This window comes from Bacillus sp. BD59S (assembly GCF_007363175.1).
Lineage (GTDB): Bacteria > Bacillota > Bacilli > Bacillales > Bacillaceae_G > Bacillus_A > Bacillus_A pacificus.
Genome location: NZ_CP034686.1, coordinates 913,699 through 934,944, shown reverse-complemented (window position 1 = coordinate 934,944; position 21,246 = coordinate 913,699). Strand labels below are relative to the sequence as shown.

The 21,246-nt window shown below is 32.3% G+C and carries 25 protein-coding genes and 1 pseudogene; 10 read left to right on the top strand and 16 right to left on the bottom strand.

The genetic code is table 11. The annotated features are described in order from the left end of the window. Window positions 1-3: 3 nt before the first annotated feature. Window positions 4-339, bottom strand: a complete 336-nt coding sequence (locus EKQ63_RS06685; RefSeq protein WP_143880891.1) for an STAS domain-containing protein — start codon at window positions 337-339, stop codon at window positions 4-6. Between the two features lie 199 nt (window positions 340-538). Between EKQ63_RS06685 and EKQ63_RS06680 the strand changes: the two genes are divergently transcribed. Then, on the top strand, window positions 539-739 hold the full coding sequence (locus EKQ63_RS06680) for a methyltransferase (protein WP_143880890.1): 201 nt from the start codon (window positions 539-541) through the stop codon (window positions 737-739). Window positions 740-920: 181 nt separating this feature from the next. Here the strand turns inward: EKQ63_RS06680 and EKQ63_RS06675 are convergent, their stop codons facing one another. From EKQ63_RS06675 to EKQ63_RS06665, 3 genes are all read right to left on the bottom strand, one after another. Then, entirely contained in the window at window positions 921-1,172 is a 252-nt protein-coding gene (locus tag EKQ63_RS06675; RefSeq protein ID WP_000522903.1) for a GlsB/YeaQ/YmgE family stress response membrane protein, read from the bottom strand. Between the two features lie 75 nt (window positions 1,173-1,247). After that, entirely contained in the window at window positions 1,248-1,448 is a 201-nt protein-coding gene (locus EKQ63_RS06670; protein WP_143880889.1) for a CsbD family protein, read from the bottom strand. Between the two features lie 50 nt (window positions 1,449-1,498). Further along, window positions 1,499-1,888, bottom strand: a complete 390-nt coding sequence (locus EKQ63_RS06665; protein WP_000448809.1) for a YflT domain-containing protein — start codon at window positions 1,886-1,888, stop codon at window positions 1,499-1,501. A 107-nt stretch (window positions 1,889-1,995) separates the two neighbouring features. Here EKQ63_RS06665 and EKQ63_RS06660 point away from each other — a divergent pair, with 107 nt between their 5' ends. Both EKQ63_RS06660 and EKQ63_RS06655 read left to right on the top strand, forming a co-directional pair. Then, window positions 1,996-2,364 (top strand): VOC family protein, encoded by a 369-nt coding sequence (locus EKQ63_RS06660; protein WP_000545706.1) that lies wholly within the window; start codon window positions 1,996-1,998, stop codon window positions 2,362-2,364. Window positions 2,365-2,459: 95 nt separating this feature from the next. Then, window positions 2,460-2,915, top strand: a complete 456-nt coding sequence (locus EKQ63_RS06655) for a hypothetical protein (protein ID WP_143880888.1) — start codon at window positions 2,460-2,462, stop codon at window positions 2,913-2,915. 86 nt (window positions 2,916-3,001) lie between these two features. On the opposite strand, the gene EKQ63_RS06650 is transcribed toward EKQ63_RS06655, so the two are convergent. Beyond that, a complete protein-coding gene (locus tag EKQ63_RS06650; protein ID WP_088327695.1) occupies window positions 3,002-3,415 on the bottom strand; it encodes a hypothetical protein in 414 nt (137 codons plus the stop codon). A 310-nt stretch (window positions 3,416-3,725) separates the two neighbouring features. Between EKQ63_RS06650 and EKQ63_RS06645 the strand changes: the two genes are divergently transcribed. Beyond that, complete coding sequence (locus EKQ63_RS06645; RefSeq protein ID WP_000505670.1) at window positions 3,726-3,833, top strand: YjcZ family sporulation protein; 108 nt, start codon at window positions 3,726-3,728, stop codon at window positions 3,831-3,833. A 1,084-nt stretch (window positions 3,834-4,917) separates the two neighbouring features. Here the strand turns inward: EKQ63_RS06645 and EKQ63_RS06640 are convergent. The 4 genes from EKQ63_RS06640 to EKQ63_RS06625 form a co-directional block, all read right to left on the bottom strand. Beyond that, window positions 4,918-6,060 (bottom strand): S-layer homology domain-containing protein, encoded by a 1,143-nt coding sequence (locus EKQ63_RS06640; RefSeq protein ID WP_143880887.1) that lies wholly within the window; start codon window positions 6,058-6,060, stop codon window positions 4,918-4,920. Window positions 6,061-6,323: 263 nt separating this feature from the next. Beyond that, window positions 6,324-6,935 (bottom strand): DUF2812 domain-containing protein, encoded by a 612-nt coding sequence (locus EKQ63_RS06635; RefSeq protein WP_088327694.1) that lies wholly within the window; start codon window positions 6,933-6,935, stop codon window positions 6,324-6,326. A gap of 13 nt (window positions 6,936-6,948) precedes the next feature. Next, a complete protein-coding gene (locus EKQ63_RS06630; RefSeq protein ID WP_001078063.1) occupies window positions 6,949-7,263 on the bottom strand; it encodes a PadR family transcriptional regulator in 315 nt (104 codons plus the stop codon). Between the two features lie 138 nt (window positions 7,264-7,401). Beyond that, the gene (locus tag EKQ63_RS06625; protein ID WP_143880886.1) at window positions 7,402-9,138 is read right to left on the bottom strand and encodes an S-layer homology domain-containing protein; all 1,737 of its coding nucleotides are present in this window, start codon (window positions 9,136-9,138) and stop codon (window positions 7,402-7,404) included. A gap of 964 nt (window positions 9,139-10,102) precedes the next feature. Here EKQ63_RS06625 and EKQ63_RS30550 point away from each other — a divergent pair. Continuing rightward, on the top strand, window positions 10,103-10,318 hold the full coding sequence (locus EKQ63_RS30550) for a hypothetical protein (protein WP_372514586.1): 216 nt from the start codon (window positions 10,103-10,105) through the stop codon (window positions 10,316-10,318). Window positions 10,319-10,910: 592 nt separating this feature from the next. On the opposite strand, the gene EKQ63_RS06610 is transcribed toward EKQ63_RS30550, so the two are convergent. Next, window positions 10,911-11,192 (bottom strand): hypothetical protein, encoded by a 282-nt coding sequence (locus EKQ63_RS06610; RefSeq protein ID WP_087995452.1) that lies wholly within the window; start codon window positions 11,190-11,192, stop codon window positions 10,911-10,913. A 403-nt stretch (window positions 11,193-11,595) separates the two neighbouring features. On the opposite strand from EKQ63_RS06610, the gene EKQ63_RS06605 reads away from it, so the two are divergent. Continuing rightward, window positions 11,596-11,706 carry a YjcZ family sporulation protein gene (locus tag EKQ63_RS06605; protein WP_000540371.1) on the top strand — a complete coding sequence of 37 codons (111 nt, stop codon included), beginning with the start codon at window positions 11,596-11,598 and terminating at the stop codon, window positions 11,704-11,706. Window positions 11,707-11,858: 152 nt separating this feature from the next. Here EKQ63_RS06605 and EKQ63_RS06600 read toward each other — a convergent pair whose 3' ends face one another. Continuing rightward, on the bottom strand, window positions 11,859-12,983 hold the full coding sequence (locus EKQ63_RS06600) for an HD-GYP domain-containing protein (RefSeq protein ID WP_142940632.1): 1,125 nt from the start codon (window positions 12,981-12,983) through the stop codon (window positions 11,859-11,861). A 309-nt stretch (window positions 12,984-13,292) separates the two neighbouring features. Further along, window positions 13,293-13,622 (bottom strand): 6-aminohexanoate hydrolase, encoded by a 330-nt coding sequence (locus tag EKQ63_RS06595; protein ID WP_087951544.1) that lies wholly within the window; start codon window positions 13,620-13,622, stop codon window positions 13,293-13,295. A 350-nt stretch (window positions 13,623-13,972) separates the two neighbouring features. Between EKQ63_RS06595 and EKQ63_RS06585 the strand changes: the two genes are divergently transcribed. Both EKQ63_RS06585 and EKQ63_RS06580 read left to right on the top strand, forming a co-directional pair. Continuing rightward, complete coding sequence (locus tag EKQ63_RS06585) at window positions 13,973-14,455, top strand: GNAT family N-acetyltransferase (protein ID WP_001049722.1); 483 nt, start codon at window positions 13,973-13,975, stop codon at window positions 14,453-14,455. A 294-nt stretch (window positions 14,456-14,749) separates the two neighbouring features. Beyond that, window positions 14,750-15,583, top strand: coding sequence for a CPBP family intramembrane glutamic endopeptidase (locus EKQ63_RS06580; protein WP_087951542.1), 834 nt, complete (start codon window positions 14,750-14,752; stop codon window positions 15,581-15,583). Window positions 15,584-15,772: 189 nt separating this feature from the next. Here EKQ63_RS06580 and EKQ63_RS06575 read toward each other — a convergent pair whose 3' ends face one another. After that, complete coding sequence (locus tag EKQ63_RS06575; RefSeq protein ID WP_087951540.1) at window positions 15,773-16,162, bottom strand: hypothetical protein; 390 nt, start codon at window positions 16,160-16,162, stop codon at window positions 15,773-15,775. A 317-nt stretch (window positions 16,163-16,479) separates the two neighbouring features. After that, window positions 16,480-18,231 (bottom strand): dihydroxyacetone kinase subunit DhaK, encoded by a 1,752-nt coding sequence (gene dhaK / locus EKQ63_RS06570; protein WP_143880883.1) that lies wholly within the window; start codon window positions 18,229-18,231, stop codon window positions 16,480-16,482. A gap of 178 nt (window positions 18,232-18,409) precedes the next feature. On the opposite strand from dhaK, the gene dhaS reads away from it, so the two are divergent. Beyond that, a complete protein-coding gene (gene dhaS / locus EKQ63_RS06560) occupies window positions 18,410-18,976 on the top strand; it encodes a dihydroxyacetone kinase transcriptional activator DhaS (protein ID WP_143880882.1) in 567 nt (188 codons plus the stop codon). A gap of 19 nt (window positions 18,977-18,995) precedes the next feature. Next, entirely contained in the window at window positions 18,996-19,994 is a 999-nt protein-coding gene (gene dhaQ, locus EKQ63_RS06555; protein ID WP_143880881.1) for a DhaKLM operon coactivator DhaQ, read from the top strand. Between the two features lie 98 nt (window positions 19,995-20,092). Here the strand turns inward: dhaQ and EKQ63_RS06550 are convergent, their stop codons facing one another. Next, window positions 20,093-20,746 carry a DUF2306 domain-containing protein gene (locus tag EKQ63_RS06550; RefSeq protein ID WP_143880880.1) on the bottom strand — a complete coding sequence of 218 codons (654 nt, stop codon included), beginning with the start codon at window positions 20,744-20,746 and terminating at the stop codon, window positions 20,093-20,095. Window positions 20,747-20,959: 213 nt separating this feature from the next. Beyond that, a pseudogene (locus EKQ63_RS06545) lies at window positions 20,960-21,214 on the bottom strand (hypothetical protein); the annotation flags it as partial. Window positions 21,215-21,246 lie beyond the last annotated feature (32 nt).

The following is a 21,246-nucleotide window of genomic DNA, read 5'->3' as shown; positions in this document are numbered from 1 at the left end:
TAGTCACCTTCTTTCTACTTTTTCAAAATCGGAATTCAAATTTAATATTTCTGTTAACCCTGTAATATCAAATAATCTTTTTAACCTTTTAGATACACCAATAAACTCTAGTTTTCCATCATTTTTCTTAACTGCTTTTAATAGCGCTATAAAAACACCTAAGCCTGTACTATCCATATAATCTACCTTATGAAAATCTACTACAATATGAACCTCTTTCTCTCTTGCAATAGGCATGATCTTATTTTTCAAATCTGATGCCGTATATGCATCAATTTCACCATTAAGTTGTACCGTATACCCTAAATCATTTCGCAAAATATGTATTGCCAAATTCATTATTTCCGCCCCCTTATCTCAAACTTTTACTATTTAATTACCCATAAAAATTGGTTTTAAACATATTTTTTTATTTTTATTATAAATAAATTTTCTACACCTTTCTCGGCTTAACTCTTAAAAAATACTACTAAATGTTTAAACCTTGTAAATTTGTGTATGTATAATGTATAAACATTATTTTTAGGGGGATCTATCTATGGAAGAGCACAACTTTAAAAAGGGAGATTTTGTTCAATTTTCTTATCGACACGATCATGCTACAAAATTAGTTGGTTCCATTATTAACATACTAACGAATACAATTGTAGTTGATATAGGTAATAACGAGGACTTATCTCATATAGAGCCACGGCAGGTCGTAAGAATAAATAATTGTGAAAAAGTAACGGTGGTTTAATACATAATAGAAAGTGTAATTTCAATGAACGGGGGACCTTCATCCCCCGTTCATTCCTATGCAGATTACATTAAAAAAGCATCCAATTAAACTAATTTGGATGCTTTTTTATGTATTTTTATCAGTTCATTCACTTTATAACTATATATAATAAACTTAAGATTACTATTCATTATCATACTTAAGCTTTCCGTAGCATTCTAGAGAAGAATGTAACGATTAAAATAAAGACAATTGCACCTAATAACGCTGGAAGAACGAAAATACCTCCCCATTCAGGACCCCAATGACCAAATAATGCACTACCTACCCAAGATCCGATTAATCCAGCAATCACATTACCAACTATACCTAAAGGAAAGTCTTTTCCCGTAATCATTCCAGCTAACGCCCCAATAAGTCCACCTACAATACACGTAATAATAAGTCCCACAATTAACCCTCCTATATTGTTTTTATATTGTGTTTATCAAGCTTTGGTATGTAACCAAAGCTTGATAAACATGTATTATTCTTTATGATCCAACCCATCACTTATCTTTTGTTTCACTTTTCCGACTTTTTCTTTTATCGTTCCCTTCGTCTTCTCCCACTTCCCTTCATTTTTCAACTCTCTATCTTCTGTAATTTCACCAATTCCTTCTTTTACTTGCCCCTTTTTCTTTTCAACTTTACCCGTAATTTGTTCTTTTAGCCCGCTCTCACTCATATTTTCCATCTCCTTTTCGTAATAGATTTATAGATATAAAGGATACAAATTTAAATAGAATACGTGCATCTTCTTTCTTGTAACCATTCACCAACTCTTTCTAAATCTTTAACGAATAACAAGATCTTCCCTTCATCTAGCTTTTCTTCGTAAAAGTTTGCTTCTTCCTCATTAAGCCCTAACTCCTGCATCTTATTTCTTAACTGATCTCCCGTTTTTTGAAAGACATTAATAATGCTTGTCCCAAGCCCCTCCTCTTTTATACCAATTGTATTTACGTCTGCATTGTCTGCGATTCTATCTGTCCTTTCTTTCTCGTGTGTTAATACGTAAATATCTTTTTGGTCTATTCCTTTCTTCACTAGATCATTCGCCGCATTCATGACCTCTTTCTCCGTAATAAATTCATATACAAAAGGTTTACTATACTTCGTTTCCATCTTTAACTTCCTCCTTTAAAATGAATTATTTGTTATATTATATGTAGTACACCCATTTTCGAAATGTTAAACATAAAATTTGAAAAAAAATGAGAAGGAGAGTACATATGCACTTTCGTCTAGAGTTATTTGTAGAAGATTTGCAAAGGTCTATTCGTTTTTATGAGGAAATCCTTACCCTTGTATTCTCAAAAAAGAATACAACTGGTGCAATGATTAAACTAGGGGATTTTTCTTTATTATTGACCCCTGATTATATTCTTAATGAAAATCATTATTTAAAAACAGATGGACTTAATCCAAAAGGTAAAGGTGTTGAGATTATCATAGTTTTTGATCATATCGAACAAATATACCAACATGTATTAGAAAAAAATTATCCAGTGGAATCTAACCTTAAAATGCAATCTTGGGGAATGAAGGATTTTCGTATCGTAGACCCTGATGGTTATTATTTACGATTAACCTCCTCTTGAATTTTCTCTATCCCAAAACTAGTAGAATAAATCCCCTTACAATAACTACCTAAATTAACAGAAAATTGTTATAATTAAAATTAAGGAGGGATACTATGAAAAAAATCATATCTATATGCGCTCTAACCGCTCTATCTTTCACTTTAATAGGATGTACAAGCACCTCGGCTACAGATAAAGCTTCACAAGCTAAGCAAGAACATACACAAACTACCTTTCAATTAAAATCCGCAAATATTACAGACATTGAAATACTTAGCACAATAAATAACAACGTTTCAAAATCTCAAACAGACAACGAAGAAATGATACAATCTATCGTTTCAGCAGTTCAAAATGGAACACCTAAAACAATCACTTTAGATCAAAAAAAGAGAGAATCTGCACATTCTACTATTACCGTTACATATAAAGATGACGCAAAAGAAGAATTTCTTGTATGGGTTGATAATAAGGAGAAAATTACGATTGCTAAAGATGAGGAGAAGGATAAGGTTGAAGGTGTGACAGTGAATATTAAAGATGTGAAAATGATGAAGGATTTCTTTTAAAATTTTAATATAATTGATGTTAAAAAAGAGTAGGATGTAATCCTACTCTTTTTTAATCTTGTCCAATAAATAAACTTTTATAAAAGCTATTTAAGATCTAATTTTGCTAAATCATGTTGTAAAACATTATTTCCTTCTTGTGGGTTAAATACTATTGCACTAAGACCAAAAACATTCGTAACAACATCTCTATCTTTCGAACGAATGATTCTTACTTCATAAGCAAAAACTCCTGGAGGAAGAGCTGCTGAACGAAAAGTAACACGTCGATTAGGTGCCAATGTTTGTGTTGAAGGGTCTACTAATGGTAACAATACCGGAGAACCTGATGACCAATCAAACATTTCAACAGTTACTGTATAAGTATTATCTGGATCAACATTCATAGCTTCCACAGTAAGAAATAAAGTAGCGGAATGTCTACGTAATACACCCGTTGACAAAGTTTCATTGTGATGTTTATGACATCTTCCAGGAGGATGACCATAGCCATAACTCATATCAATTCCCCCCTTTCATTTACAATTAAGGACAAGTATTCCTTATAATATATAATGCTAGTATTATTTTAATGAAAGGTATAAAAGCGGATTTCTATCTGTATTTTTGGATATTTTATTTTCCACTTATCCCCTCTTAATGAATAATATAGATTCTCCTATTTTGCCCTTGAACTCTTTCTAAGAATAAATAAATCTATTTTGAAAAGGACCTGCTCCATTCATTCGTAAAAGCATAAAGTAAATGGAATCCGTTAAAACACATGAGTGAACCTTTGTTTTTCTCCTCCTATTAAAAGGAGGAACTGTTATGGGCTTTGGTGGTAGTTGTGGCGGCTGTGGCTTCGCCGGAGGATTTGCTTTATTAGTTGTATTGTTTATTTTATTAATCATCGTTGGAGCTGCTTGCTTCTGCTAAAAAACTATTGAAAAGACACTCATGTGAGTGTCTTTTCTTCATATGTAAAAAAAGCCCACCTATTTCCGTAGGCAGGCCTTATCTTTATTACACAATAAGAAAGTATACTCTCTTTTCCCTTGAATTTTTATGTAATTATACATATTCATGAAAATAGAAGAAGTAAAATTGTTATTACAATATATTTTCCACTTTCAACTTAGTTATCAATGGATAAACTTTATTTATATATTCATGGGAATCATCCATTGAAAATGTATCTTCTTTAAGTCAAAACTGTCATTTTAAAAAAGAAAAAGACACCCTAAGGTGCCTTCCTCCGACTTGAACCATCTTAATTTTAATAATATGTATTGGACTCCCATCCAACTATTATTTTACCATGTTAAGTTGTTTTTGTTTATTGAGAAATACAATAGTTTATGTATGCCGGTCTTCTGTATTAGATATTTTGGTAATCCATGCAGCGATTAATAAGAGAACAAGCTATTAATTAAAGGTAAAACCACATGCTAAGTCGGTGTAACATACCAATAAAATTTATACTGTATATCTTATATATGACGTAGGAACCAGAAGAAAAAGGAATTAGCACGTAATTATCGTGAAGAATTAGCCATAGTGATAGTTCTAGTGAGGTTTTTACTAAATTAAGTTACGTACTTTTTCAAATTATATATACAATGAAATTAACCCGGATATAACAATCAATGGAAGGATTACTGCAAGTTTATTTTTTAGAGGGACACGTTTGTCTGGAACACCGGGGTGGATAACAAAAGCGAGTAAAACAATTGCTCCAATAATACCTAAAAGTGTATGAATGATGATCATCCTCCTAAGGAATATTATTATTAATTTTATCACACTCAAACAAAAAAGGATATAAATAACAATTAACCCTAAACAAACCATTTTTAATTCCAATTATATAGCGTCACCAAACATAAAGTGAAACTATAATCAGCGGTAAGCCCCCTTCCCCATTGATTATTAATTGAACCTATCGAGCATTTACGGGCAAATGAGGGATAACAGTAGAAATAATATAATTAAAAGAGGAGTGAAATTTCACTCCTCTTTTTTACTTGTGGATTTTAACACTCATTAGATCGCTACTAGAATTTTGCTTCTCTAAGCTTATCTCTATTTTAAGATTGTTTTTATTTATATCAAAATTACCTGTGCGTGTATTAGAAGCCACTATATTATCAATCTCTGTACTCAAATCTAAGTTTGGATTTATCATATTGATCCATTTTTTCCCTAACTCTACTAACGCCTTCTTACCTTGACCTCTATCAATTACAAAATTAACGGTAAAGTTACTTTCATTATCGCCTTCTACAGTGAAATTCCCATTAAATTCTGGAATCCCTTCTAATACCGGAGAGAATAACACGACCTCTGAACGTGGACCGCCTATCCCTATATATTTTAGCTCCGCATTATATTTTGCATTAATTTCAGTAACAAGATTTTGCGCTTCCTTAGAGATAGATTTTTTTAATACAGATGATCCATTCATCCAATAATCTTTGTCATAATAAATATCATCGTCTGCTAAATCTTGCGGAATAACAGTAGGCTTTGACTCAGGCTCTTTTTCTGGTTTTTCGGATTTAATAATAGCATTGTATAAGAATAGTGCATACTGCTCACGAGTCACGAGACTTTGTGGTTCAAACTTATTATCACCTGTGCCCGTCGTAATTTTATTTTCTTGTAATGCACTGATAGCATTTGTTGCCCAGTAATTTTTATCTACATCTTTGAAAGTAGTAGTAGATGTTGCTTTGAAGTTAAAAGCCTTTGTTAATACAACAGCTAATTGTTCACGCGTTAAAACGTTATCTGGACCAAATTTCCCATTACCAAATCCGTTCATAATACCAGCTTTATTAAGAGCTAAAATTTCTTTTTTAAACATATGCTCTTCTATATCTGTGAAAGGGTTTTGTGTATTAAGTTCATCTACTGGCTTCAAGTAGGCATATATTAGTCTAGCTACTTGTCCTCGTGTAATATTATCACCAAAACCAAACATTCCGTTTCCATAACCAGCCACAATATTTTTCTCTTTTAAATCCATAATTGCTTGATAAGACCAGTGATTTTCAGGAACATCTTTAAATCCTAGTGTATTTTCTGCTTGCACATTTGTTAGAGGTGTTAGTGTTGTTGATGCAATAACTGCCCCTGCTAAAATTAATTGTTTAAAATTCATAATTGAATCCCCTTATTCTTAAAATAATATATTAAAAAAATACCGTACACATTTTTTAATATTAACATATAAAAATGTTTTTTGTAGGTTAATTATGGAATATTTAAAGAAGGTTATTCCAGCATATAATGTTTATACAACTAAATTAAAATCGTACTAACTTGCTTCCAATACGCACTCATTTCCTTTATCCATTTAAAAAAATACAGTTTATAAATGCAAAAAATCCCCTCAAAGCATCAGCTTTAAGGGGACCCATCCTATCATCTTCTCTCTTCATATAATCGATTTGCTTTATACGAACAAACTAAATACATAACAATTGCAGCAGGGATAAACAACCATGCAAAGCCTCTCATCAATGCAAGTGGTGTTTCAAATAAGAATGCCCATAGAAATGATACACCTTGCTTATCCCATAGTCCTGGCGTAAAATATAGTTCTTTCGGATTTGCAAGTGCTCCTAAACGAATCGTGTCATTAAACATAAATAGAATTAATATCGGAATAGAACATATCGCTAATTCTAAAAATGTTTTAGATAGACGTTTATATTTCCCTGCTCGTGACATTTGATCTGAAAAAATGTCATCTTCATTTTCCTCATTTACCTTTTTAAAATAGTGCGTACCTGACCACCAATTACCAGCTATATGCTCCCAGCCACTATCTTCAAATAATGTACAGTAATTCATAAATTCACTTTTTCTACTAAATACTCTATGGTCTATTCTAATCGTCGCATCTTCTGGTTCTGTATATCTAAATGTATAACCAAATGTATTGCTTTCTAATTGATAGCCTTTCCAAGCCATCTCTTCTAACCATTTTTCCTCTTTTTCAAAGTCTAAAAAGAATTTCAATCTCCACATCATCGTTTCCCCCTAACTATACATGTAATAAACTTTTTGTAACGGCAATAATGTGCTGCATTCTCATAAAGTCTAAATGCAATACTTCTTTCCCGCGTTCCGTAATGACATACACTTTTCTTCGTTTATCTTCACTTTTTACCGATTCTATTAACCCTTGTTTTAATAAATTTTCAACCGCCCCATACAATGTACCCGCTGCGATTTTTACTTGATGATTACTCAGTTCCTCCACCTTTTGCATAATTAAATAACCATGTGCTGGCTCTAATAAAGCTAAAAGAACGTAATACGTTGTTTCCGTTAATGGTAAATTCTTATCTCTATTCATAAAGACCTCCAATGTAACGATAAATATATAGCTAAACTATATAGTCAAACTGTATAGTTTGATTTTATACAGTTCGACTGTATATGTCAAATTAAGTTATAAAAAATAACCTAGATCCCATAGGATCTAGGTTATTTTTTACATAAACGTAATCGTCACTAAAGAATACCCTTCTTTCGCATTATACGGCTCCGCTTTATAAGAAACACGGCTCGCCCCTTGCGGATAACCGATTTCCCCAATTGCTTTTTTCACATCTTGCAATGCGCCATCCATTGATTGTTTATAAAGGATTTCGATCTTTGGTGACTTTTCGTTATAACGTTGATGCATTTTATTTTTTAATTCATTATAGTTATTTGCGATGTATTCATTTCCTAAATAATTTAACTTTGTATCTTTTAATATTTGCTGATAGGCAGGGATTTTCGTACCACCTGCAGCAATTTTATTTGTTAATGTACTATAATAATTTGTTGTAGCTTGCGGATATTCCCCTCGGTTCCACTCATGATTTCTTGCGATTTGCTCATCTGATAAGTTGAAATAAGAATATGTTACGCGGCCTTGTTCATCTGGCACTGGATCATCAAATGTTGTATCAAGGTGATACCATTTGTTTTCGATTTTCACTAGATTCCAAGCATGAGGTTGTCCATCACCAGTTCCCGTTACGAAATGATTTTCAATTCCAGCTTCTTTTAATAATTGGTAAGTTAATAGTGCGTAACCTTGGCAAACCGCAGAACGATTTACGAGTGCTTCATATGCTGTGTAAGCTTTATAAGACGTATCATAAGAAACATGTTTTACGACATAATCATGAATCGCTTTCACTTTTTCGTGATCATCCATCCCAACTTGTATAATAGAAGAAACAATTGCTTTTGCTTGCTTCATTACATATTCTGTTTGTTCTTTCGTTTCACGATATGTAATTTTCAGCGTAAACGTATAATTTCCAGGTGATCCAGAAAGTCCATATGAAACATTCGATCTATTATTATTTGTATACTCATTTTTACTTGCCACTTCTTTATAGGCGTTAAAAAGTGTATTCATCACTTCTTTTGTATTACTATTTGTCGTTTTATATGGAAGTGTAATATTCGTTTCGTACGCATTAATACGCTTTTGCACTTCATCTTTAAATGCTGCTAATAGTGCTGCATCCCCTGTATCTTGCACCGCAACCGCAGGCTTTTTATACTGCAAAGCATTATATAAAAACTGTGCATATTGTTCACGCGTTACCGTTTTAGAAGGTTCAAATTTCCCGTCGCCTGTACCAGATGCAATCCCGTTTGACTGCACCGCACTAATCGCCCCTTCTGCCCAAAAACCATTCGGAACATCATTAAATGTATGCTTTTGCTTAGCCGAAACTTGAAAAGCATTTTTAATAATTTGCGCCATTTCTGCACGGCTAACAGAATCTTTCGGTCTAAAACCTCCGTTTCCATCCCCGTTAAAAATCCCTAATTTCGTTAACGTTAAAACCTCTTCTGGAAACAATGTGGATCCTGAGCGAATATCTCGATACGGATTGTTTAAAGTGGATCCATCTTGTAATACGTAACAAGCACCGTCATTACTAAACGTACCACCTTGCTTATTCGGTAACAACGCACGATAAATTAAAGCTGCAACTTGCTCTCTCGTCGCAACATCACCGAAACCAAACTTCCCATTTCCATAACCAGAAATAATATTTTTACTCGATAAATCTTTAATCGCTGGATACGACCAATGCGATGTAGGCACATCAGAAAAAATCCCCGCCTCAGCAGCTCTCACATCACTGCCGTTTGTATACAGTAAAGCACCACCAATAAGTGATAATGATGTAATTGATTTTAGTAGTTTTGTGTACATAATTCCTTCTCCCAATATCGTTTCTATTTATGTTATTTTTTGTCGAAAAATCTAAAAAAAATATGACAAAACATATTATACTATTAAAATTTTTTGAAGGATATATTAGGTTTTGAAATATGCAAAAATTCATATTGTTATAGAAGCTCATGGTGATATTATGTTGTTTTACTTGTGGATATATAAATAGTAACTCGTTATAACTCCCTCATGATAATCTCTAATTTAGTATTGAAATTCTCTAAATCTCAATGTATTATATTTTTGTATTTTCTCAGTTTCCCAAGCCAAGAAAACATCATCACTTCTAAAAGGACCCGAACTCCAGGGGGTCCTTTCTTTTATTCCTCATTTTTATAAACGCATTTATCGTTTTATCTAGTACAATACTAAGAGACTCTCGCGTTTGCTTTCGTGCCATATCATCACTTATTTCATTATACAAGCTACAGCCTTTTCTAATTTCTGTGGAGCGATGTATTGCCTTATTAACCCTAAACCAATCGTAGCATTTGTTAAATTATATATTATTATAATCTAATTTATAAAACATGAATTCCTTCGAATAAAACTCAATATTATGTCCATAATGTTGATAGGCTGTATGCCAAAAACCATTTAGTTTTCTCTGTATCTCCTTGTATTGAGCAGTTAGCCTTTGCTAGCTGCTCTTTTATATGTAACCTTGTTAAACAAGCTTTCATATAATGTAGTCATTCCTCTCTTATAAATTAAGCTCGTCACTTGAAATATAAAAATGGAATTATATCCTATAACATTTTTAGGAATCATCCATATTTTATTTCTGAAAAAGTGCTTTGTTTTGCTGAAAGGTGGTTGCGGAAACAACTGCCTTTTTATTTATGAAAAATAAGATTTCTATTAAGATTCATTACAAAGTATGTTATTACTGGTACAATCCGGTATAATAAATACAGATCAAACATTGAAAGGAAATATGACAATGAAAAGATATTTTAACTTCATTTCACTTTTCTTAACTATACTTGTAATAATTAATCTTACAAATATACATACGAAGTACCAATTCTTTATAGGTGCATCTATATCACTATGTTTAACTATTATTTCTACACATGAAATTATAAAATTCCTTGCTACTAGTAGCTTATTAGTTTACGGATTTACCGTTTTTACTTTTTTAAGTATTGCTTGCTAACTTTCAATTCTAATATAGAGGCACATACGACTTTTTTCTTTGTTTATAGAGTTCTTACATAATAGTAAGGACCTTTTTTATTTCAAACACAATTTGTTCATTTTTTTGATACATTTATGAAACATTCATGTGTTATCTTCAGTACGTTCTATTCTTTTTATAATGTCGTGTGAGATATACCAAAACGTGAAACCCTAGACCCCTTAAACCTAGGGCGATTTTATTTAATTACTAGTTTTCATCAACCCGAGAGCTTAGTAATTACCTCTTCAGGCTCAACTCTCTCCCTTTTGAGAATTGAGCCCTTTATTTATAATATTATCCCCATACTTCCTACTTATTTGTACAAAATTCTACTTCAACCTCTCCCAAAAACTTTAATATCACATAAAACTTACGTAAAGATTGCTATAATTCAATTAATCCCTCAATAAACGTTATATAATAAAATTGAAAATATCCAGTTTGCATACAATTGTCTTTCTGTATGACATATAACTCTTTTGCTAAGAGAAATCCTAGCTTTTTTATAGAGAATCAGTTTAAAAATCAAAAATAAAAGAACCTCAATACATGAGGTTCAAAAACTCTACTATTTTAAATTACCTTCGTAAAAAGCAACTCCATTTTGAACATGTTTTAAATGCCATGTAATCGTCCCGCCACAAACATTTTCAGTAAAACTATTAGCATATACTCCATTTGAGTAATAAAGAGTTCTTTTGAATTTACCATTAGAATACTCATAAGGAATTGAGCATGCTGCTTGCTTCGGCGAACTCACAGCCTTTTGCGTATCAGCTGAAGCCGCTCCAATTCCTCCTGTTAATGCAATACCAGTTGCTAATAGCCCTACTACTAATTTCTTGAACATAATAAATCCCCCTTTAATAGTTTTTATAACTTACAACTTAAATGTATCACTTTTGTAATTTATGTAAATATCTTGAATATGTAGAAATATTTATTTAACTTTTGGTAATATTAGGATTTTATTTTATCAAATGAAAAATAGAGGAATTTAGAGAAGTATGTAACAATGCATAATAAATCAACCAGATATTATGATATACTCACAAAGAACTGATACAAAATTTCTTTAGATTGGAAAACTAAAGTCTTATCTACCTAAAAGGAAGGCGCCTAATGGCGTTTTTTCTTTATTTTCAAAAGGACCTGCTCCATTCGTTCTTTAAAACATAAGGTAAAGTGAACCCATTAAAATCCATGGAATGAACCCTAGTTTTCCCCTCTTATCTAAAGGAGGCACAATTGTTATGGGATATGGTGGTAGTTGCGGCGAAGGCTGCGGTTTCGCTGGAGGATTTGCTTTATTAGTTGTATTATTTATTCTATTAATCATTATCGGATGCAGTTGTTTCTGCTAAAAAACTATTAGAAAAGGTACCTACATATAGGTACCTTTTCTTTATGTGCCTTATTCATTATCTAGTTCCAAACTTTTATCACGATTGAATTTGTTTTTTCATTTTTCGTATTCATCATACCTGAAATAAGAATCGATTTCAGACATGTGTTTTTAACGAAAAGAATTGGGGACCATTTTTTCCCACAAAGGAAATACCTTTTTGAAAATCTCTACCATGGAAGGATCAAATTGTGTACCAGATCCTTCTATAATACGTCTATACGCCTCTTCAGGAGATAGAGCCGAACGATACGCTCTTGAAGAAGTCATCGCATCAAAAGCATCTGCTATTGCAACAATTCTTGCGCATAATGGTATTTCATTTCCTTTTAGTTTTTGAGGATAGCCCTTTCCATCCCATCTTTCATGATGAGAAAGAATTATATCTTCACTACCTTTTATTAAAGATATATTTTTGAAGACTTCTAATCCTAATTGTGGGTGTGTCTTAATAATATTATATTCTTCTTCTGTAAGAGAAGATGCTTTCTTTAAAACTTCATCCGGAATACCTATTTTCCCTATATCATGTAATAAACAAATAAAATGAAATTGTTTTAAAGAATTATCATCATATTCATTTGTTTCTTTAGCAAGAATAGTAGCATAATTTGCTACACGTTCACTATGTCCTTTCGTATATTGGTCCTTTAATTCCATTATCCTCATTATCGATAAAGCTGTTTCTTTCATTTGTTTTTCATAGGATGCTTTGATTTTTTGTACTAAAAATTTTAATGAAAGAAATACAAAAAATGACGTAACAAAAATTGTTAGAAACAATAGTATTAATGATATTGGATAGTTAATGTCAAAATAATAAATAGCAATTAAAAATCTACATATCATACAAATAGATACCCATAGCAGATACTGAATACTTAAAAATAAAGGTGCAGAAATTAATAAGAAGCACTCTAAATAAGGGATATGTAAAGAGGCATCAGGATTACGTATAAACATAAGATCATATGCCAAAAGATAAATAATACTTACTCCAAGAAAAATATATTTTGTAAACATTTGTTTATTCATTTTTTGTAAACACTTATTATATAAAATAAATGAAATAAAAATAAATAAAAATACGAGTTCAAATAAAAGTTTCTGTAGTGAAAAGTCCTTTCTAAGAATAAAATGTTGATAAATATTATCAAACAAAAGAATACTACAGGGAACCAATAGAAACATTTTTATCGGTTCTTTCGTTTCAATATTTTTAATCCCTTTAATCATTTTACACACCGCCAAACCTTTTTTAATAAAAAAGAAGTTCATATAGATATTATTAATAATATCTAAGAATAGATAATAGTGCAAAAAACACCCTTTCTCATAACCTATAAATAGGGTACTGCCATGATAGGAATGTATAAAGAGATGGATAGGGTTATAGAAAAAGAAAAAGGCGAATTCCTTTTGAAATTTGGAATTCGCCTTTTTCTTGCTACCGATAATGAGACGTTATATTAACCTCATATGTATAGAATATACAGTAAACTAAAAATGAAAAGTTTACATTTTTTATTGTTTCTTATAAGTGAACTATTTGTATTCCTGTCTATATAATTTAAACGAATAAATAGCTCCAATAAAGAATACAAAAGCTTCAAATAATATAAAGATTTGACGGAAATTCTCGATATCTTTACCAACTAAAGAAATAAATATGCAATTCATTAGAATTTGAGTAGTAAACATACAAGAAATAATTTTAAAATAAATAGCATTTGTTCTTTCATCTGGTTTACCAATTTTTTTGTAAATAATAATAAGTGCAATTACTGAACCTAAAAATAGAAGTGCTGTAAGTCCTACAACAATATTGAAATTGCCTGTACTTTCTAACATCCATTTATTTAATAGATCAATCATTATTATCTTCCTTTCCTACATAAGAGAATATTTCGTTCTTCTTTTTCACTATAATAAAAAAAGAAAAAGGAAAACATCGAACTTTCTTACAAACATTCGTGTATTCTTACAGTTTTGTCATTTTGTAAATGTATTCATCGCCTTTCCTTTCATTATTTTCTTTGGAAAACATAGTGAATTACGAAATAGAGCACTACATGATCAACTTCCAAGAAGTAGTGCACGAAACCTCTTAATTCATGCAATTAGTATGTGGAATACTAATGAGTTATTGATTAAGAAGATAAAGGAATAAGAAATACGATAAAGAATTAGAATAGATAATGTAAAAAATGGAAAGAGGGGAAAAGATGAATCTAAAATTAATAGATGTAACAGAAGAAAATTTCTTTGAAATTATTAATTTAAAATCAGATAAACTTCAAGAAAAACACATTCAAATATATGAAAGATGGGTTGGTTCAAATGCTTTCTTTCTTGCAGCTTGCCAAACGTTTGGGTTTACTCCGAAAGCTATATATGATAATGATGTTTTAATAGGTTTTGCTTCGTATGGGTTTAGAAATGAAACGAAGCAATATGAGTTAATTAGTATGATGCTTGGCCATCAATATCAAGGGATAGGGTATGGGGTTCCTGTTTTAAAAGCAGTAATAGATAGTATGGTTCAGACGTACAAATGCGAAGAAATATTCTTATCGGTTATTCACGATAATGAACGCGCAAAGCGGATTTATGAAAAAGTGGGTTTTAGGCCAACAGGAGAGATTGAAGAAGGACACCATCCAGAATTAGTTTACTGTTTAAAATTAAAAAACTATGTAAATGTATAAAATTATATATACCTATAGTTCTGTATAAATCTTTTCATTTTCTGGTTTTTGCTCCATATTCTTTAACATATGAAGCAAAAAAATCTTGAAACACCCATTGCATCTAAAAATTTACCAAGATGTATATATCTCTTATAACGTAAACGGCAAGTAACTCCAACATATACAATGAAAAATCTCTGTAGGAATTTACATATGTCAAATATAATAGAAAGAATATTCGGTTCATTATCTCGACGCGCTGAATAAGTACATTATTATATGTTAAAAATTTAGCTTAAGGTGGGATTGTATATGACTGAAGATAAAAGACTGAAAAAGCCCGTGGTAAGTTTTATATTACTAACCAACATTATTTTTTGGCCACTTTTTCTGCTTGTAGGAATTACAAAGTTATTACATTTTCCAACTTGGATTTTTGATGTAATGCTCTGCATATCAGCTTGGTCTTCCACTTTTGCTTTTATGTTTCTATTTAAAAGAATTTATTCTGGACAAAGTTTTATTCAATTCGTAAAAGATAGATTTAAAAATAAACTTAACTACTCTATCGTTCTTACTGTCAGTATGATTCAAATAATTATATTTTTGACAATGCTGTTTCTCATTTCGACTAATAGTGAAGCAGACTCTATTTTTAATAGAACTACATGGGGCGTGTTACTTTATTATGTTGTTAAAACTATTGTATCTGGACCACTAGGAGAAGAATTAGGGTGGAGGGGTTTTGCATTAATGGAGCTCCAGAAAAAATACTCGCCATTAAAATCTTCAATCATTATTGGTTTTTGGTGGGGAATGTGGCATCTTCCTATATGGTTTACTACAGGTTTTACAGGCAGTAATTTAATCAAATATATTTTATTTTTTATGATTGCAATTATATCTACTACAATTATCATGACAACATTTTATAATTTAAATCAAAATTTAATTGTTCCAATTATCATCCATTTTTTCTTTAATTTATTTATTGGCATAATAAATGGACCATTAATTGAATTAATTATGTATACTGCAATTTTTTATTTAATAGTTGCGATTTTACTTATAATTATAAATCCAAAGAAAGTATTATATGGGAATAAAATTAAAAAATTTGTTAATAGAGAACATGATTTGATTTAATAATAGTTTCTACAATTTTTTATGGTTTTTAAGCAATATAATACCTTCTTAACACCAAGTGTACAAGTAAGAGAAGACATCTTAATCGATGTCTTCTTTTCTTATATAATAACAACACAATAAAATTACTATCATATCATGCTGCAGGATGGCACCTTGATATGATGTAAAGAATACATCATCACGTTGTCAGCAGGCAAAAGTGTATTCTGCATTTCTGAAAACAGTAGATGACAAATTGTGACCCGCTGAATCTGCTAAGAAAGAATATACAAGAACATCCTTAACATCAGCTTTATTTCCACTAATAATAACATCAAGAAAATCTTCTATTTGGAATTCTGGAGTAAACAACACAATCTTAGTTGTTCTGTTCGGTTGTAAAGAAACAAAAGTACGAGAGATTTCAACTAATTCATTTTGAGTTGGGAAAGAAGTGTTTGGACTTCTCTTAACAGTTACCGTTACATTACTAGTATGGCAGCGTGAATCATTGTTTAACATAATGTTGAGAGCAGTTGGAATAATCCCATTTTCAGAAACTGGAACTCGAAACACTCCAGTAGATTTATGAGCCATATCATCACATCCTTTCAAAATAAAATATATTTACAATATATTAGATGCAAAAAACGTTCATTTTGATAGGGACAAATTATGTAATTAATATATTTATAATCCCCCCCGGTATTACTAAGCCAATGATGAGAAAGATTAATAAGTACCGTAAAAAATAAGGACTCATATTACTTCTTTTAAAATTTTCATCTCAGTATTTATAAAATACATATCTTTGTGGAGAGAACATTTAATGAAATTATATATATCAACTACAAAAATCCCCTCCACAGTAAACAACTTACCATGAAGGGGATTCTTTCAAACTAACATTATTCCTATTTCAAACTACCCGCAATCTCCGTAAAGATAACCCCAAGTGCATGCGCACCTGCATCTGGATAGCCTAAACTTCTTTCACCAACTGTACCGGCGCGGCCCATGCGAGCTACGATTTCTTTCGTGTACTCTGCTCCTTTAACTGCTGCTTCTGCACCTTTTTCAAAGGCAGTTTTCATGTCTTCTTCGCTTGAAGCGCTAACTAACCAAGAGTCTACACATGGAGCAAGTGCGTCAACAAGTGTTTTATCACCAACTACTGCTCCTCTTCCGAATGATCTTTCACCGATCGATTGTATGCCTTGCAGTGCTGCTTGCAACATTTCAGCAAATTCTTTCACTGTTAGCTCACGTTTTTCGCCTGCTGCTTTACTAGCTGCGCGGAATGCACCGCCCCAAATTGGACCAGATGCGCCGCCGCAATGTTCCATAATAATCATCGAACAACCGTCAAGGAATGATCCGATCGTGACGTTTTCTTGTTCTACAATCGAATGCCACTCACGTTTTAATTGCTTAAATCCTTTTGCTACACTCATTCCGAAGTCTCCATCACCAGCATGCGTGTCTAGCTCACAGAATGGTACTTCATTTTTAATAATAATATCGCTCATTTTATCAACGAGATAAACCATGTTGTTTAATGTAATAACATTATCTTTAATCACAGCGTGCTCTTCCGCCGTTTCTAGTTCAAAGGAAACTTCCTTCTCTTCTGCCTCTTCAAGTACATTTACATACTCAACACTTTCAACTGGCCCATCTACTTTAAACGCTGGTGTATTACATTCTTTCGATAGTAATGTTTTTAGCTCATCATCTAGCTTCATCACTGTTAAAGACATACCTGCCATATCGATACTAGTCATATAGTTACCGACAAATACTCTATTAATTTTAATGTTTCTAGCTGCTAATTCTCTCGTAACTGCGTTGTTAAATAAGTAAAGTTCTTGCAGTGGCGTACCGCCAAAACCGTTAACTAGAAGTGCGATTTCCTCGCCGTCTTTTACTCCTAAATCTTTCATTAAATCATTTGTCATACGGTTCGCTAATTCATCAGCCGACAGCATTTTTTCACGTTTAATTCCTGGTTCGCCGTGAATACCTACGCCGTATTCCATTTCATCTTCCGCAAGTGTGAAAGTAGGTGATCCGCTCGCTGGAACGGTACAAGACGTTAACGCTAAACCGATTGTGCGCACGTTAGCAGCTGCTTTTTCTGCTACAGCTTTCACCGCTCCTAAATCCATACCTGCTTCCGCTGCTGCACCAGCAATTTTATGGACTAAAATAACGCCCGCAACGCCGCGGCGTCCTACTGTATATAGGCTATCTTCTACCGCGATATCATCGTCCACTTTTACGTAGTCAACTTCAATTCCATCTTCAGTCGCTAAATGCGCACCGTTTTTGAAATTCATAATATCGCCGCTATAATTTTTAATAATTAATAACGTACCTTTTTTACTAGCTGTTTCTTTAATTGCTTGATATACCTGAATTTGTGAAGGTGACGCAAACACATCTCCGCACACTGCCGCATCTAACATTCCTTTTCCGACTAATCCTGCATGTGCCGGCTCATGACCACTACCGCCGCCACTAATTAACGTTACTTTGTTTTCGTTCATTTCTTTCTTCTTAATGACTTTATATTTTTTCAAAAGCTCAAGCTCTGGATGAGCCATAACCATTCCGTTACACATTTCCATTACTAATGTTTCTGGTTTGTTTATAATCTTTTTCATTGTGCTTCTCCCTCAATTCCTTTAATATATTGTGATATATTTGAAATCTTCTTCTTACTATCCATGTTAAAATGAAAGCGTTTTATAGTAAACGGACAAAATGGACAATCTGTCTAAAGACACCGCTCTCATTTATGGGTAGGATTTTCATATTACTAACATTCTAGGGATGATTCAGATGACCTCTTCTATAATTTCTAAAAAGATAATCGCGAACTCATTGAAGTATTTAATGGAAACAGAGTCATTTCATAAAATATCAGTGAGCGATATTATGTTACACTGTCAAATGCGTAGGCAAACTTTTTATTATCATTTTAAAGATAAATTTGAACTATTAAGCTGGATTTATAGAGAAGAAACGAAAGAGAACATTATCGACTTTCTCGACTATGAAACGTGGGAAAACATTTTCGATTTATTATTTGATTACTTTTATGAAAATCAAAAATTTTACCGAAATGCTTTTAAAGTCATTGAACAAAACTCGTTTAATCACTATTTATTTGAGCATACGAAAAACTTATATATGAAGATTATTGATGAATTATCTGTGAGCTATGGATTCAGCCTTTCTGATGAGACAAAAAATACGATTGCCTCCTTTTATAGTCACGGCTTCGTCGGAACGATAAAAGATTGGATTGAAAGCAACTGCAAAGTAGATCCGTCCATTATGTCTTCTCTCATGAAAAATATGATAAACAATCAATTACTACTATTACTGGAGCAATCAGCAAAGTAATTAAAGGGTGGAAAAAGCAATGAAAAAGATTATGAATGATGTACAACATATCGTTCAAGATATGCTGCATGGCTTTTATTTTGAACATAACGACAAAGTAAATTACGACGAAACAAATAACATCATTTATGTAAAAGATATCGAAAAACTGCAGCAAGACGTCGCTATTATAAGCGGCGGTGGTAGCGGACATGAACCTGCTGATGTTGGCTATGTAGGAAAAGGAATGCTTACAGCGGCAGTAAACGGCAGGATTTTCACTCCGCCTACAGTGGAACAAATTATTGCTGCAACTCGCCTCATACCAAAAGATAAGAGTATTTTATTCATCATCAAAAACTTTAAAGATGATGTAACTAACTTTTTAGAGACTGAAAAAATTGCCAAAGAAGAAGGAAGAAAAATTGACCATATCATCGTAAATGACGACGTTTCAATTGAAGATGATGCTTCTTTTAATAAAAGAAGACGCGGCGTCGCTGGCACTGTTTTCGTTCAAAAAATACTTGGTGCGGCTGCCCTTGAAGGACATTCTTTAGAAGAACTAACAGCACTCGGCCATTCTATCACTGAAAACTTACACACATTAGGAGTCGCTCTTTCACCTGCCAATAATCCAGTGAAAGGAAAAGCTTCTTTCACGTTAAACGACGATGAAGTCTTTTATGGCGTCGGTATCCACGGCGAAAAAGGGTACCGTAAAGAAGCGCTATCCTCTTCTGAAATATTAGCGATTGAACTGATGAACAAATTAAAAAGCATTTATCGCTGGAGAAAAGGTGACAACTTCGCTATTCTCATTAATGGATTAGGTGCAACCCCATTAATGGAACAATACATTTTCGCAAATGACATTCGCCGTTTATGTGAGCTGGAAGGCTTGCAAGTTACATTTGTAAAAGTTGGTACGCTACTAACTTCTTTAGATATGAAGGGTGTTTCACTTAGTTTGCTTAAGGTGGAGGATTCTGATTGGGTGAAGTGGTTGAAAGAAAATACGGAAACTGCTAATTGGTAATACAAATAAAAATAGGATGGCTTCAATGGGCCATCCTATTTTTGCACGAAATTCAGCTATTTAAAAATTTCTGTCCTCAATATTACAGCAAATTTACATTAAAAATGTAAATCCTCATTTCCTTCGTATTTTCCTTTATTAAGCCTTTTTCTTATGAATAATTCTGCAACAATTAAATTAGGTACCCACGCTAACCAAGCAATAATAGCGTAACTAAGTTCAAAATGTTCTATCCCAAATAGAACGATAAACAACGGTAGCCAAATTCTTAATGTAACTGCTCCAAAGGTTAAAGAATAATTTCTAATCATCCAATTCCGATGGTCTTTCATTTTTTTATTCTTAACCCTATGTAACGCTTGATATGCTGATGTTAACCAAAATACAGATAACAAACCGAAACCTAGCTTCGCTACTAATCCTCCCGTAGCATAAAAGGATAGGTACAGTCCAGAAACGCCTCCTAATAATATACCAACCATATAGATTCTCCCAGCTATTCGATGACGGTTGATATTCCTTTCTCTAAATTTAGTGGATAATGTAAACGGACCAATTACTAATGCTACTATACTAGTTGTAATATGTATAAATAGCATCATATACCAGAACGCACTTAATTTAGATCCAAACATAAGCTTCACTTTTACAAGCCCTGTTTGAAATCCATCCATAATAAAATATTGGACAACAATATAACTAGATACTAAAAAAGCAAAACAAGTAAATACATACCAAATTTTCCTGTTCAAATTTTACTGCCTCCTTATTACATTACTGTTCATTCTAGGGAAAAATAGAAAATCCTTCTTTACTGATTTATTCAATACATTGTTTTTATAAACCGAATGACTTACATGGAACGACGAATAAAATATATGATATAAGGCCCTTCTTCATACATAAAAACCCTCAAGTATATCGTTCTATACTTGAGGGTTTACTCATTTATTCCTTCTCGTCTCTCATTTTCTTAAATCAACAGTCCGCTCATCTGTAATCTGCTCAAGATGGAAAAATCTCTTTATATAATCGATATGTGACCATTTTTCTTCTCCACCAATAATAAATAATTCTTGCGCATCATACATAAATGAAAAGCTTGGATAGAAACTGTCAGTCTTTATTTCAATCTCACCAGTACGATTACTGATAATCTTACAGTCTGCTGAATAGCTTAATAACGTATAGAGAGAATCTTGTGCTGATTGGAAGAAATACTAGAATCATTTTATAAACGAGATCGCACATC

Bases quoted from the DNA above. Each gene is read 5' to 3' on its own strand.
- EKQ63_RS06685 (WP_143880891.1), bottom strand. From the start codon at position 339: ATGAATTTGGCAATACATATTTTGCGAAATGATTTAGGGTATACGGTA.
- EKQ63_RS06680 (WP_143880890.1), top strand. From the start codon at position 539: ATGGAAGAGCACAACTTTAAAAAGGGAGATTTTGTTCAATTTTCTTAT.
- EKQ63_RS06670 (WP_143880889.1), bottom strand. From the start codon at position 1,448: ATGAGTGAGAGCGGGCTAAAAGAACAAATTACGGGTAAAGTTGAAAAG.
- EKQ63_RS06665 (WP_000448809.1), bottom strand. From the start codon at position 1,888: ATGGAAACGAAGTATAGTAAACCTTTTGTATATGAATTTATTACGGAG.
- EKQ63_RS06660 (WP_000545706.1), top strand. From the start codon at position 1,996: ATGCACTTTCGTCTAGAGTTATTTGTAGAAGATTTGCAAAGGTCTATT.
- EKQ63_RS06655 (WP_143880888.1), top strand. From the start codon at position 2,460: ATGAAAAAAATCATATCTATATGCGCTCTAACCGCTCTATCTTTCACT.
- EKQ63_RS06650 (WP_088327695.1), bottom strand. From the start codon at position 3,415: ATGAGTTATGGCTATGGTCATCCTCCTGGAAGATGTCATAAACATCAC.
- EKQ63_RS06645 (WP_000505670.1), top strand. From the start codon at position 3,726: ATGGGCTTTGGTGGTAGTTGTGGCGGCTGTGGCTTCGCCGGAGGATTT.
- EKQ63_RS06640 (WP_143880887.1), bottom strand. From the start codon at position 6,060: ATGAATTTTAAACAATTAATTTTAGCAGGGGCAGTTATTGCATCAACA.
- EKQ63_RS06635 (WP_088327694.1), bottom strand. From the start codon at position 6,935: ATGATGTGGAGATTGAAATTCTTTTTAGACTTTGAAAAAGAGGAAAAA.
- EKQ63_RS06630 (WP_001078063.1), bottom strand. From the start codon at position 7,263: ATGAATAGAGATAAGAATTTACCATTAACGGAAACAACGTATTACGTT.
- EKQ63_RS06625 (WP_143880886.1), bottom strand. From the start codon at position 9,138: ATGTACACAAAACTACTAAAATCAATTACATCATTATCACTTATTGGT.
- EKQ63_RS30550 (WP_372514586.1), top strand. From the start codon at position 10,103: ATGAAAAGATATTTTAACTTCATTTCACTTTTCTTAACTATACTTGTA.
- EKQ63_RS06610 (WP_087995452.1), bottom strand. From the start codon at position 11,192: ATGTTCAAGAAATTAGTAGTAGGGCTATTAGCAACTGGTATTGCATTA.
- EKQ63_RS06605 (WP_000540371.1), top strand. From the start codon at position 11,596: ATGGGATATGGTGGTAGTTGCGGCGAAGGCTGCGGTTTCGCTGGAGGA.
- EKQ63_RS06600 (WP_142940632.1), bottom strand. From the start codon at position 12,983: ATGATTAAAGGGATTAAAAATATTGAAACGAAAGAACCGATAAAAATG.
- EKQ63_RS06595 (WP_087951544.1), bottom strand. From the start codon at position 13,622: ATGATTGATCTATTAAATAAATGGATGTTAGAAAGTACAGGCAATTTC.
- EKQ63_RS06585 (WP_001049722.1), top strand. From the start codon at position 13,973: ATGAATCTAAAATTAATAGATGTAACAGAAGAAAATTTCTTTGAAATT.
- EKQ63_RS06580 (WP_087951542.1), top strand. From the start codon at position 14,750: ATGACTGAAGATAAAAGACTGAAAAAGCCCGTGGTAAGTTTTATATTA.
- EKQ63_RS06575 (WP_087951540.1), bottom strand. From the start codon at position 16,162: ATGGCTCATAAATCTACTGGAGTGTTTCGAGTTCCAGTTTCTGAAAAT.
- dhaK (WP_143880883.1), bottom strand. From the start codon at position 18,231: ATGAAAAAGATTATAAACAAACCAGAAACATTAGTAATGGAAATGTGT.
- dhaS (WP_143880882.1), top strand. From the start codon at position 18,410: ATGACCTCTTCTATAATTTCTAAAAAGATAATCGCGAACTCATTGAAG.
- dhaQ (WP_143880881.1), top strand. From the start codon at position 18,996: ATGAAAAAGATTATGAATGATGTACAACATATCGTTCAAGATATGCTG.